At 58.4% G+C, this 12,851-nt stretch carries 10 protein-coding genes and 2 pseudogenes; 8 read left to right on the top strand and 4 right to left on the bottom strand.

Going from position 1 to position 12,851, the window contains the following annotated elements; all coding sequences use genetic code 11:
- Positions 1-35: 35 nt before the first annotated feature.
- The 3 genes from N2599_RS34995 (at position 36) to N2599_RS34985 (ending at position 1,868) form a co-directional block, all read left to right on the top strand.
- Positions 36-728, top strand: coding sequence for an ArsR/SmtB family transcription factor (locus N2599_RS34995; RefSeq protein ID WP_027513630.1), 693 nt, complete (start codon positions 36-38; stop codon positions 726-728).
- Positions 729-1,280: 552 nt separating this feature from the next.
- Entirely contained in the window at positions 1,281-1,457 is a 177-nt protein-coding gene (locus tag N2599_RS34990) for a hypothetical protein (RefSeq protein ID WP_027513629.1), read from the top strand.
- Between the two features lie 192 nt (positions 1,458-1,649).
- Complete coding sequence (locus tag N2599_RS34985; protein ID WP_027513628.1) at positions 1,650-1,868, top strand: hypothetical protein; 219 nt, start codon at positions 1,650-1,652, stop codon at positions 1,866-1,868.
- A gap of 12 nt (positions 1,869-1,880) precedes the next feature.
- Here N2599_RS34985 and N2599_RS34980 read toward each other — a convergent pair whose 3' ends face one another.
- Positions 1,881-4,820: a Tn3 family transposase gene (locus N2599_RS34980; protein ID WP_027513627.1), complete on the bottom strand. Its 2,940-nt coding sequence runs from the start codon at positions 4,818-4,820 to the stop codon at positions 1,881-1,883.
- A gap of 115 nt (positions 4,821-4,935) precedes the next feature.
- Between N2599_RS34980 and N2599_RS34975 the strand changes: the two genes are divergently transcribed.
- Entirely contained in the window at positions 4,936-5,526 is a 591-nt protein-coding gene (locus N2599_RS34975; RefSeq protein WP_013851020.1) for a recombinase family protein, read from the top strand.
- On the top strand, positions 5,510-6,859 hold the full coding sequence (locus tag N2599_RS34970) for a DUF7986 domain-containing protein (RefSeq protein WP_027513626.1): 1,350 nt from the start codon (positions 5,510-5,512) through the stop codon (positions 6,857-6,859). Before N2599_RS34975 ends, N2599_RS34970 begins: the two co-directional genes overlap by 17 nt.
- A 40-nt stretch (positions 6,860-6,899) precedes the next feature.
- Here the strand turns inward: N2599_RS34970 and N2599_RS34965 are convergent.
- A pseudogene (locus N2599_RS34965) lies at positions 6,900-7,088 on the bottom strand (IS6 family transposase); the annotation flags it as partial.
- 248 nt (positions 7,089-7,336) lie between these two features.
- Here N2599_RS34965 and groES point away from each other — a divergent pair.
- The 3 genes and pseudogenes from groES to N2599_RS34950 all read left to right on the top strand — a co-directional run bounded on the left by groES (position 7,337) and on the right by N2599_RS34950 (position 10,547).
- Complete coding sequence (groES, locus tag N2599_RS34960) at positions 7,337-7,633, top strand: co-chaperone GroES (protein WP_027507824.1); 297 nt, start codon at positions 7,337-7,339, stop codon at positions 7,631-7,633.
- Positions 7,634-7,688: 55 nt separating this feature from the next.
- Positions 7,689-9,326: a chaperonin GroEL gene (groL, locus tag N2599_RS34955; RefSeq protein ID WP_260308657.1), complete on the top strand. Its 1,638-nt coding sequence runs from the start codon at positions 7,689-7,691 to the stop codon at positions 9,324-9,326.
- Positions 9,327-9,796: 470 nt separating this feature from the next.
- Positions 9,797-10,547 (top strand): annotated as a pseudogene (locus N2599_RS34950) (IS6 family transposase).
- Between the two features lie 169 nt (positions 10,548-10,716).
- On the opposite strand, the gene N2599_RS34945 reads toward N2599_RS34950, so the two are convergent.
- Positions 10,717-11,859: a cytochrome P450 gene (locus N2599_RS34945; protein ID WP_084606744.1), complete on the bottom strand. Its 1,143-nt coding sequence runs from the start codon at positions 11,857-11,859 to the stop codon at positions 10,717-10,719.
- 409 nt (positions 11,860-12,268) lie between these two features.
- Positions 12,269-12,712 (bottom strand): NUDIX hydrolase, encoded by a 444-nt coding sequence (locus N2599_RS34940; RefSeq protein ID WP_051336844.1) that lies wholly within the window; start codon positions 12,710-12,712, stop codon positions 12,269-12,271.
- Positions 12,713-12,851 lie beyond the last annotated feature (139 nt).

Raw genomic sequence — 12,851 nt, 5'->3', positions numbered from 1 at the left:
TGGTGATAGATGACGCCAAAACGTAGAAGAAGTCAATGACAAATGAATTAGAAGTAGCGACAGCCATCGCCAAGATGCTCGCCGACCCTCTGAGACTGCAGATGCTTCAGTGTCTCACCTGGGGACCGTGTTCGGTCGCGCAGCTTGTCGAGGCGACCGGAACGTCCCAATCAAATGTTTCCAACCACCTTCGCCGCCTGCGTGCGCATGGCCTCGTGGAGGCGGAGAAGAATGGCCGGATGGTCATTTATCGCGTCGCCTCGCCGACAATCGCCGAGGTGATTGCCTCGCTCTCTTGGGCCGCCACCGGCAGCCGAACGATGACGACAATGCATACGCCGGATGCTCTTCGGCAGGCGAGGACATGCTACGATCACCTGGCCGGCCGCATCGGCGTCCAGATTATGCAAGGTTTGATTGGCTACGGTGCGTTGACGGAACCTGCCTTCCCTTGGGATGATGTCCGTATCGGGCCTAACGCGCGGGATGCATTCGATCGATTGGAACTGGACTACGGCACACACGAAGAAACCCATTCGCATAGGCGATTAGCTTTCGCCTGCCCCGACTGGAGCGAACATCATCAGTTTCATTTAGGCGGTCACCTTGGAGCGGCGCTCTGCCGGCACCTCCTGGCGAAGACATGGATCCAGCGGGACGCCGACCGCAGCGTCACCGTAACTGCGGCGGGGAAGCAAGCTCTGGCATGGCTGACCGGCCAAGAGTAGGCAAAAGCAGTTGGCGTCACTGGCAGAACAATGAAAGCCGAGGCCAAACTGTCCAAAAAAGCGGGTGGCCATATGCAACTGGCGATGCCGCTACACTGCCGCGCGCCTCTTGCGAAGGCGGGTCTCTTTTTGGCGCAGTTCCATAACTCTGTTTATGCGAGATGTTATAACATAACACGATGAGAACGTTTGGCCCATCGGCTCTCCGTTGTCCGAAGATCATATACAAATTCTGGTCAGTAGGCTGGTCGTGAAATTCCTGGCTGCCACAGCAAGGTAACCGGATCTCAGCGGCAGCGAAGGGCCGTTCGTGAGAGACAAGACGATCGAAACCGAGCGATGAGGTGAAAGCGCCGGCCGGGAGCAAACCAATCCCGCTCTCATGCGATGGCGTCCTGGCCCGGGTCCGGATCTTGCACGATCAACCCGCAAGGGGTCCGCTAGCGAGCTGCGGCCGCTCACGGCTTCGCCATCGCGGTGATCGCGCCCGTCCCCGTGCCTTTTTGGAGCCATCGAGCGGGAATTGGCCCGCTCCCAGATGGAGCCTCTCAAATGTCGCATGATCTCTCTCTCGCACAGTCCCACGCCTTCCAGCTTTCGCGCGACCTGATGGTCCCGGTCACCGTCTTCGAAGTCGATGGCGAATATGGCGTCCTTCCCTCTGACGAGATCGACGCAAGCGACGACCTCGAGGTCATCCATGAATTTCATCCCTGGGCGGCTCATTGAGCCGCCTTGCCGTTCCGGCTGCCGCTTGCGAGCCCGCGGCCGCAAGGGAAGCTCCGCCATGGCCGGTGCAAATTTGCACCTTGCGGGCCATGCCCTTGCGGCCTTTGCTCTTCGCGCCTGTCCAAAGCTGTCCCGCAAAAAGCGGGAAGAAAAGAGATGGAAGGTCGGCCGCAACGCGGCCGGAAGAGAGATATGAAGCGAGACGAGATCGAACGACTACGAGAGACGGTGGGCTGCCAGGCGGTGTTGGAGGCGGCCGGGTTTGCCCTTGATGTCAAAGAAAGCACGAAGCGCGCGATGAAGTATCGTCGCGGCAGCGAAATCATCATCGTCACTCACTCCGGCCGGGGATGGTTTGATCCCCTTGGCAATGAGGCTCCAGTACATTATTGGGACGCAGATATACGGTAGGCGGTTTTCCGCTCAGGATGGAGCCGACCTGATCGGCAGGAGGCCCTCCTCATCGACCTCCAGGGCGTCGGACCAGACGTAGTCGCCGGTAATATTGATATGGTCCCAGCCCAACGGCGACAGTTTGGGGATCATCTTCTCATCGAATGGCCTGCCTTGCCGGCGCATGGCCTCCGTGATCCGTCCGAGATACCGGCAATTGAAGAGTACGATGGCGGCCGTGACGAGATTGAGGGCTGCGGCCCGGCTCGCTTGGTTTTCATGGCTCCGGTCCCGGAAGCGTCCCAGGCGATGGAAGGCGACGGCGCGGGCAAGGGTGTTTCGCGCTTCGCCCTTGTTGAGTTCTGCGGTGACGAGTTGCCGAAGAGCGGGATCCTCAAACCATCGTAAGGTGAAGAGTGTGCGTTCGATTCGCCCGATTTCGCGCAAGGCCGCTGCCAGACTGTTCTGCTGCCGGTAGGCGGACAGCTTCTTCAGGATAAGGGAAGGTGTGACCACCTTGTCGGCGAGTGCCCGGATTACCTTGCCGATTTCATCGGCATGCCCCAGGATTAGGTGAGCGTCGAGCCGGTGTCCAAACAGCGGCGCCAGACGGCCATATCTTGTTTTCGGTTCGAATGCATAGAGTTTGCGGTCCGACAGGCGCGGAATTCGAGGCTCAAAGGAGCGGCCCAGCAGCGCTGCGATGGCGAAGACGATATCGGAAACTCCGCCACCATCGACATGCAACGCCCCGATGTCGACATTGCTTTCGTGGCCGAGAATGCCATCCAATGCATGGATGGCTTCACCAGCGGTGCCAGCGATGACCTTCTGATGAAGCGGCGCATAGCGATCGGTGATCGTGGTGTAGATTTTCACGATCGGGTCACGGCCATAGTGCCCATTGATTGTGCCGCCAGCTTCGCCCGGACCACCGAGATAATAGGCCTGTCCATCGGCGGAAGCGCGCCAGCCTTCGCCAAACCAGACCGATAGCGGCTCGGCATGAATTGCATCGGTCATGCTCGCCAACGCGGCGCGGTAGGTGTCCTCTCGCATGTGCCATGTCTGCATACGCAGCAACGCCCGCCGGGTGACCGTACCGCACATTTCGGCCATTCGTGACAGGCCGAGATTGGTCGCTTCAGCGATCAATGCGGCCATGAAGGCGCGCTGATCCACAGGTGGCAATCCGGTGGAGACATGGGAGAAATGCTCTGTGAAGTCGGTCCAGTGGTTGACCTGATCGAGCAGGTCGGTAATCCGCACCCGCGGCATCATGGCGTATAACCTCGCCGTGACGGCACGCATTTGTTCCTGCTCGTTGTCGCCTCTTGGCTCCTTGGGGAAGCGGAGCTTTCCATCGGCGAATATCGCTGCATCCTTGCCAGACAGGTGACGTTCCGTGTTCAGAAGAGCAGCATCGAGCGCAGCCATGCGGTCTGAAAGATAGTCTTCGGCATTGAAAGCGTGAACCAGAGCGACCGGTTGCGTCGGAGTTGCCGGTGAAGCGGGCGCGAGGAGCTTTTCGAGCGGGCGGTGAATTCGCGATGTCGCAACCCACACGCCGCCGCTCGCAAGCGCATTGGCAAGGATGAAGTAGGTGGCCAGTTCGTAATAGGAGCGGTCAATGGAATTGTCGGTAAAGACATACCGGGACCACCGCCGCTCAATATGGCCGAGCGGGACGTCGGCAGGTAGCGGTTTACGACGGTCGCCACCAATCCCGCCCAACACTGCGATTGCAGCAAGGAGCGGCTGCATGGCACGACCGCCTTCGAATGCAAAGCTGCTCAGGAACCGGGCGCCAATCTTCCTGAACACGTGGTATTCGGGTGCAAGCTCGCCGAGCACGTCCGGCCTTCCAGGACGAAGTGTTCGCCGGATGATAGCCGCATCATCTGCGATGGTATCCAGGGGCGCGATCACAGCGACGGCAGCAGTTACATCGGATTCGGATCGCACAGCAGTCACCACAGCGTCAAGCACCTCGGCGATCCGAAGAAGCCGGGCACGCCCCTGTTCCGCAGAAGCGGCGATCGTTTCCTCAAGCCGCTTTTTGGCGCGCAGATTGGCACGCCCAACGAGCGACTGGAACATCGACAACGCCGCATCGGTCAAGGTAGTCGCCAACTCGCTCAAGGTCGCCATCATGACCGCATGTCGGCGTGGTGCATTCATCTGCTGGAACGCTTGCGCCGTATAGAGGCTTCCTTCTCTCGCCATTTGAGCCATGCGGTGATTGAGGTGGAGCGGCAAGCGTGCCGGTGCATCACCGACGATGTTGCGGACAAGGTCGAGCCTGTCGAGAATCTCGGCCAGCGATCGTGCGCCTACGCCTCCAGCCGGCGCACGCAGCCATGACAAGCGACTTTGCTGGCGATGAACCTTGGCCGATAAAAGCACGTCCATCTGATCGCATTGTGGTGGAGATAGAAGCGCCCCGATCTCGGCAATCGCCGCGAGATCAGCAGAATGCATCGCCGTGGCGGCTAAACGTTCGACGACGCTGATACCTGGGATGATGATCCTTGCAGACCGCATCCGTTCGATCAGCCGATCGAGAAGCACCCGGCCATCGGTCAAGCCGACAGCTTCGTCTTGAGCCCAGGCGGTAAGCTCGTCCCGCAATGGTCGGCTCAAATCGCGGAAGCCGTGGCGCTGCTTGATCGAGGTCAGCTGTTGGTATCGCGTTGCGCCGCGACGGGCAAACAGCGTGATGACATCAGCGTCGGCTTGAACCTGATCAGCAATGTGATCGAGCATGATGCCTGGCAGCAGTTCGCCGCGGCTGAGATATCGGCCAGGGAACCGCAGGCAGCAGAGTTGGAGTGCATAGCTCAGTCGGGTCTCCGGCGTCCGGCATTGATTGACGGCGGCAAGATCAGCTGGGCCGAGCATATGGTGGCGCAAGACCTCGACTTCCGTCTCCGGCAATGTCAGCAGTGCATCCCTCTGTTTCCTGGTCATGGAAATTCGCGGCGGCATTCCATATCCTTTCAAAAATAGCTTGCCTTACGAGTCCATATTGAAACAGGATTGTGAAAGGAATTTCGCCTTGCTTTGTCCGTGTAGCCAGACCTCGATGCTGATTGGCTACGCCCGGGTGAGCAAGGGAGACGAGCAATCGAACAAGGCCCAGGCCCGCGCCTTGTCCGAAGCTGGCTGCAAGCGCGTGTTCGAAGAAAAGGCGTCTGGCGGGCGTTGGGATCGGCCCGAATTGCACCGCATGCTCGATCAACTGCGTGATGGCGACACCGTCGTTGTCTGGAAGCTGGATCGCCTGTCACGATCGCTGAAGGATGTCCTTCATCTGATGGACAGGATCACCAGTGCAGGTGCGGGATTCCGGTCTCTCACCGAGGCGATCGACACAACCACGGCGGCAGGGCGCATGATGATGCAGATGGTGGGATCCTTTGCGGAGTTCGAACGCGCCATGATCCGGGAGAGGACCACGACGGGCCTAGCTCAGGCACGTGCCGAAGGACGAATTGGGGGACGCCGTAAGAAGCTCGACCCGAAGAAACGCCGGGAAATCGCCGAGAGCGTCTTGTCAGGCCGCAAAAGCGGAGCCGAAATGGCAAGACTTTACGATATCAGCGAACCGACGGTTTCGCGCATCGTCGCCGAACATCGCCAGAATGTGGAGACCTTCCATGCCGACCAGCCATGACCTCAAAGGTCTGATGAAGTTCCTTGCCCGGGAAGAATGGCGCGAATGCTTTGACGAGGTGTTCTACGACCATTTCGGGCCAGTCCTGGATGCTGGCGACATGGACTTCGAGGACATCGCCGAAATCCTTGGCGACGACTGGGCTATGACGCTCTGGGGCTGCGCCTTCGAGGATTTCCTGACCCAGGACTTCGAGGTCGAGGGCGGCAACATCGTCGACGAATATCTCAAACGTCGCGGCTGGAAGGAAAATGCCCAGGCAAAAAACTGTATGAAGGCGCTGCGCACTTCCGTCATGAGCCTTTACGAAGTCAGTGAGATCGTGCCGGGCAAGTCGCTCGCCGCGCGAGATCTTGTTCGTGGTGGTGACCCGATCGCGGTCAGTGAGGGAACAGCTACAAGTACCCTCAAGCAGTGGGACAGGATCGCCGCCCGGATTGTCCCCGTCATGGGCACAAACGTCTTCGCCGGAGGCCTTCTGCCGTTCACGCCGCAGGCCACCGATGCGCTGTTCGATGGCCTGCGGCAGATGTTCGGCAAAAAGAATGCGAAGAAGCTGCCGGTCATCAAGGACGAGGAGCTTCAGGCCGCCGCCTCCATGTTCACGCTTTCATGGCTGTTCGATACGCTTGAACGCGCCGCAGGGCTGCCATCGATGCAGAACGCGGATGGTGATGAGCTCATATTCCATGACGTCAGGTTTCCGCTCGCCTCCGGAATTGCCCAGAAGGATGTTGCCGCACGGGTTAGCAACATTCCCGGCATGTCGCAGGAAAACGCAAAATTCTGGAACTGGCTTGAGCAAAAGCCGAAGCACGACGCCCGTAAACGCAGTGCACCGTCTTTCGACACTACGATGGAAAACGGGGCGCGGGTGCGGGGAAATGTGGAATTGAAGGGGAAATTCCTGCACCTGGCGACCAACTCGGCAGAGCGCGCACAAGATGGAACGACCTTGATCCAGCAGGCTCTCGGTGATCTCGTCCGCGCCCCGCTTACAGAAATCCGCACGGTCGAACAGATGATGGCCGAGCGGCCGGCACGCGAAAAGGAAGCCCCCGCGCCTGAAATCCCGCCCGAAATTGCCGAGCAGGTCGTTCATCAGTTCATGGACCGGCAATATCGTGAAACCCTTGATCAGCCGGTCGGCATGCTCGGCAACAAGACGCCGCGTCAGGCCGCAAAATCAGCCGCTAGCCGACAAAAGGTCGCCGAATGGCTCAAATATCTCGAAAACCAGTCTTCACGGCAGCCAAATCCGGCAGATCCTATGGCGACATACAGTTTTGAGTGGATGTGGCACGAACTCGGCGTCATCGATCTGCGCCAATAACCGCTACCGCATATCCGTGTCCCAAAAATGCACTGAGGCCGGCATAAGCCGTTCCGAATTTGCGACCCCATCTCCGGATCGTCTCATGGGAGACGACGATACCGCGCTCCAGCAGCATCTCCTCGACCATCCTCAGGCTCAAAGGGAACCGAAAATACAGCCAGACCGCACGGGCGATGATCTGCGGTGGAAAGCGGTGGTTCTTGTAGCTTACGGCCGGACTGTTCATCCCAACCCATTACCGACAACCGTTAAGCCGCTGACAACGTGACATCACCCCAAACGGGCATAAGCGGATCGTGATCGGCAAATCCCCATGCATGCGGTCGCCTGTCCCGTTGCGAATTGGCCAATGCTTGACACGCACGTCAGCGAGGCATATCTCAGCCACGGTGCTAGCACTCTCGTGTGAGGAGTGCTAGCACGTCCACCGGATCGATGAAGATCCGCACTGTCACTTGATCGAGGGATTAGACAATGGCAAGCACCAATTTCCGTCCGCTGCACGACCGCGTCGTCGTCCGCCGCGTCGAATCTGAAGAACAGACCAAGGGCGGCATCATCATTCCGGACACCGCCAAGGAAAAGCCGCAGGAAGGCGAAATCGTCGCCGTCGGTTCCGGCGCTCGCGACGAGTCCGGCAAGGTCGTCGCTCTCGACGTCAAGGCTGGCGACCGCGTTCTGTTCGGCAAGTGGTCCGGCACCGAAGTCAAGATCAACGGCGAAGATCTGCTGATCATGAAGGAAGCCGACATCATGGGCATCATCGGCTGATCCAGCCGATCGCTTTTCCCGAAATTGCTGACAACCCTATTCTGGAGTTTTCAAAATGGCAGCTAAAGAAATTAAATTCGGCCGCACCGCGCGCGAAAAGATGCTGCGCGGCGTCGATATCCTCGCTGACGCAGTCAAGGTAACGCTCGGCCCCAAGGGCCGTAACGTCATCATCGATAAGTCCTTTGGCGCTCCGCGCATCACCAAGGACGGCGTCTCGGTCGCCAAGGAAATCGAACTTGACGACAAGTTCGAGAACATGGGCGCCCAGATGGTCCGCGAAGTTGCTTCGAAGACCAACGACATCGCCGGCGACGGTACCACGACCGCGACCGTTCTGGCTGCGTCGATCATCCGCGAAGGCAACAAGGCGGTTGCCGCCGGCATGAACCCGATGGACCTTAAGCGCGGCATCGATCTTGCCGTTGCTGAAGTCGTCAAGGATCTCCAGGCCAAGGCCAAGAAGATCTCGACCTCGGAAGAAGTTGCGCAGGTCGGCACGATCTCTGCAAACGGCGACCGGCAGGTCGGTCTCGACATTGCCGAAGCCATGCAGAAGGTTGGCAACGAAGGCGTCATCACCGTCGAAGAAGCCAAGACCGCCGAAACCGAACTCGAAGTCGTCGAAGGCATGCAGTTCGACCGTGGCTACCTCAGCCCGTACTTCGTGACTAACCCGGAAAAGATGGTTGCTGACCTCGACGACGCCTACATCCTTCTGCACGAGAAGAAGCTCTCGAACCTGCAGTCGATGCTCCCGGTTCTCGAAGCTGTCGTCCAGACCGGCAAGCCGCTGCTCATCATCGCTGAAGACGTCGAAGGCGAAGCGCTTGCAACACTCGTCGTCAACAAGCTGCGCGGCGGCCTGAAGATCGCTGCCGTCAAGGCTCCGGGCTTCGGCGACCGCCGCAAGGCCATGCTCGAGGACATCGCCATCCTGACGGGCGGCACGGTGATCTCCGAAGACCTCGGCATCAAGCTCGAGTCCGTTACCCTCGACATGCTCGGTCGCACCAAGAAGGTTTCGATCTCCAAGGAAAACACCACGATCGTCGACGGCGCCGGCGCCAAGTCGGACATCGAAGGCCGCGTTGCCCAGATCAAGGCGCAGATCGAAGAAACCACCTCCGACTACGACCGCGAAAAGCTGCAGGAACGTCTTGCCAAGCTCGCCGGTGGTGTTGCCGTCATCCGCGTCGGCGGCTCGACGGAAGTCGAAGTGAAGGAAAAGAAGGACCGCATCGACGACGCCCTCAATGCGACGCGCGCTGCTGTTCAGGAAGGTATCGTCCCCGGCGGCGGCGTTGCCCTGCTCCGTTCCTCCGTCAAGATCACGTCCAAGGGTGTGAACGACGACCAGGAAGCCGGCATCAACATCGTTCGCAAGTCGCTGCAGTCGCTGGTTCGCCAGATCGCTGACAACGCTGGTGACGAAGCTTCGATCGTCGTTGGCAAGATCCTCGACAAAAATGACGACAACTACGGCTACAACGCCCAGACGAGCGAATATGGCGATATGATCGCCATGGGTATCGTCGACCCGGTCAAGGTCGTCCGCACGGCTCTGCAGAACGCAGCTTCGGTTGCTTCGTTGCTGATCACCACGGAAGCCATGATCGCCGAGCTGCCGAAGAAGGACGCTCCGGCAATGCCCGGCGGCATGGGGGGCATGGGCGGTATGGACATGATGTGATAAGGCGACAGCCTTAGCACGATCCATCCGGATCCGAAGGGCGGCTCTCGAGCCGCCCTTTTATTACTCAACAAAAGACGTTAGCGATCTCGTTGAGACAGCTGGATCCGGCGCTGCATCATCCGGCCTGCTGCCACCTTCTTGGACGTAGAAGTTCTGGCATGGTGATCGTCGCCGGGCGGGCCGTCATTCCGGCCGGCGGCCGGCTGTCGGATTGTCACCTTCCAAGCCGCAGGGGCGTTAGGAGCGGGATCGACCGGGATCTTCATCTGACCCGTTTGGTTGCCGGAAGAGGCTTGTATCCAGGACAGGGGCGATGACGCGAGGTCACGGGAAGGGAAGAATAACCAATATGAAGGCATCACAACCGAAACTCTGAAGCGGGAATCTTCTAGACTCCAGCTTCGAGTTGCGAGGGGGCGCGCTATGGCGAACGCGATATCCGTTCCAAGGGAGGTCTCGCGCGGGTGATGTCACGTTGTCAGCGGCTTAACGGTTGTCGGGTAACGGGTTGGGATGAACAGTCCGGCCGTAAGCTACAAGAACCACCGCTTTCCACCGCAGATCATCGCCCGTGCGGTCTGGCTGTATTTTCGGTTCCCTTTGAGCCTGAGGATGGTCGAGGAGATGCTGCTGGAGCGCGGTATCGTCGTCTCCCATGAGACGATCCGGAGATGGGGTCGCAAATTCGGAACGGCTTATGCCAGGCAGTTGTGCAGAAAGAGGCCTTCGCGAAAGGATATCTGGCATCTGGACGAGGTGGTGATTTCCATCGGCGGCCGCAAACATTGGCTCTGGCGTGCCGTTGACCAAGACGGTTACGTTCTCGACGAGATCGTTCAAGCCCGCCGCGATACCCAAGCCGCCAGGCGATTGCTGGTCAGGCTGCTGAAGAAGCAAGGCCTGACGCCGAAGCGGATCGTCACCGACAAATTGCGCTCATATGGTGCTGCAAGACGGGAGGTGATGCCCGCCGTCGAACATCGATCGCACAAGGGCCGGAACAATCGGGCCGAGAATTCTCACGTGCCGCTTCGAAAACGGGAGCGGATGATGCAGGGATTTCGATCCGTCGGCGGCTTGCAACGGTTCATATCGATCTTTTCGGCACTCCGAAATCTCTTCGTCCCCCCGCACCAGAAAAACTCAGCCCTCGCCATCCACATCCATCGGATCCGCGCAATGGCGCAGTGGAAAGCCGTGACCGGCGCAACCGCCTGACGTCTCACACAAGCGCCTTGTTCCGACCTTGATCAAATAACGTGACATCGCCAGAATTTCCATTCGGATCATTGCACTGAGAGCCCTTGTCATCCGTTCACTCCTGTTCAAAGCCCACAGTGTGGTGCGGCTAAGGGCCCCTTGTTTTTCGCTGCCGCCGGCGAGGCAGTCAGGACCAGGTCAGAATCAAATTTTGAACTCCGAATACATGGCCCCCATGGGTAATCGGCGCCGTACCTTCCTTGATCCGAAAGGTGGGGATTCGCGCCAGCCATTCATGGACCCCTATAGCAATCTCCCGCCGGGCAAGATTTGCCCCGAGGCAAAGATGAGGACCATAGCCAAACGCTATGTGGCGGTTGCCCTGTCGTGTCAGGTCGATCGTATCAGGGCACTTAAATTCGGCGGGGTCGCGGTTAGCAATCATCGTGGCGCAGGAAACGAGGTCTCCCTTACGGATCGATACACCTTCAAAGTCGACATCTTTCGTAGCCACACGAATAATCTGAACGGTTGAATAGGCGCGCAACAGTTCTTCAACCGCGAGCGCGATCCGGTCCGGCTCTCTCCGTAGCAATTCCTGATCCTCAGGATTGCGTGCGAGATAGGCTAGGTCAAAGCCTAGGGCGGCCGCGACCGTGTCTAGTCCCGCAATTAAGAAAAGCACGCCGATACCGCGGACTTCCTCGTTGGTCAGGGAGCGACTTTCAACCTGCGCACGCACGACGAACGTCATGAAATCGGCAGCTGGTTGCTTTCGACGCATCGCTGCAACTTCGTCAATAAAATTCACAATCGATTGGGCTGCCTCCGTTCGCTTAACGCCATTGCCGTGGAGCAAGTCGCTTACCCAGCGAATAAGAACGTCGGATCGGCTGTTCGAGAGCCCCATAACACCGAGGTAAACGTCAACTGTGAATGGGATGGCGAAATCCTTCATGACGTCACAGCTGGTGCTCATTCGGGCGATCAGGTCGATCAGCGCACTCGCTTGCTTACGGACATTCCGCTCCAATGCCATCACTCGCCTCGGGGTGAACAGCGGATCTAGGAGTGCACGAAAGATGCCATGGGCCGGTGGTTGGAGCTCGAGCGGGATCATTGGCCAGTCTTCGCCGAGTGCGGAGGAGAAGATGCTGCGATGGCTGGAAAAGGTTTCGATATCCTCTAACACCTTGCGCTGGTCGCGCGCGCGGGTGATTACCCAGGTACCCCGTCCATCTCGCGTGTTAAAGGGTGAATAGAAAATGTGGGGCATTCCATGGACCCGAGCAATAGCTGCGTGCGGGTCTCCGTTCGCTGTTGGTGCCATACCGGGCGATGTGAACAGACTGAAGTCGCTGACCAACGCGGAGGGAACATGATCCGGAATGGAATCTCGCTGCACTTTATTTTCTCCTTCTGTCCCACCGACTCATCACCTTGACGGGTGCGAAGTAAGACAATCAAATTCATGCCAATCTCACTGATCAAGACGAGGAGTGATTTAAGGGCAGGACTTCAATGACTTAGCCTCAGGATGATCAAGATGTTATAAAAAAGGCTGTGTCGCGACACAGACAAAACCGACTGAAGCTCTTTGATAGAGTCACCTCACGACGCTATCGCCAGTTTTGCGCTTTGGAGTGTCTTCACCGTTGCCGCGTTGACCAGAGGTTTGGAGACGCAAAACATATCTATAGGCGCGTATCGATCCGCAGTCAGGGTATGCTGAGCCAATCTCATTTCCCGGTATCGCCGGAGCTAAATTTGGCATCCAATCCGGAAATGAGGCTCTTCAGCTGCCGTTCGGGAACCCGTGAAGACGCCTCCGTCGGTGGCAGCCAGATTAGCACGCGTTCCCGACACTCAGGAAATGTGAATCTAACCTTCTTAACCTGCAGGAGATGAGCTTGCACGACGCACTGAATGGAGCGGTTGTTTTTTATCCTCTTCAAATATGTGTAGTACCCGTATGGCTTCTTCTTGGCGTTGCCTCTTACGCCGGCTTCTTCCCACGCTTCACGTTCCGCAACTTCATGCGGCTGCAATCCCTGGATCGGCCAGCCCTTAGGGATGGTCCAGCGGTGCGTTTCGCGTGTCGTGATCAGAAGAACTTCGAGGATCCTGTCAGGATTGGCCCGAAAGCAGATGGCACCGACTTGGTTGGCAACCTTCCCACGCATTATTGCCTCCGCATGCGGAGCGGGCCGCACACCCGCCCGAGCGAGAACAGCGAATTTAAAAGGGCACCAAGGATGCCATAGGCCGATGGATTTAGCTCGAGCGGGTTCATTGACCAACATTCGCTGAGCGCTTGGAAAA

The sequence above is a fragment of the Rhizobium sullae genome, from assembly GCF_025200715.1.
GTDB lineage: Bacteria > Pseudomonadota > Alphaproteobacteria > Rhizobiales > Rhizobiaceae > Rhizobium > Rhizobium sullae.
The sequence above is the reverse complement of the archived record's forward strand: the minus strand, read 5'-3'. Positions and strand labels throughout refer to the sequence as shown.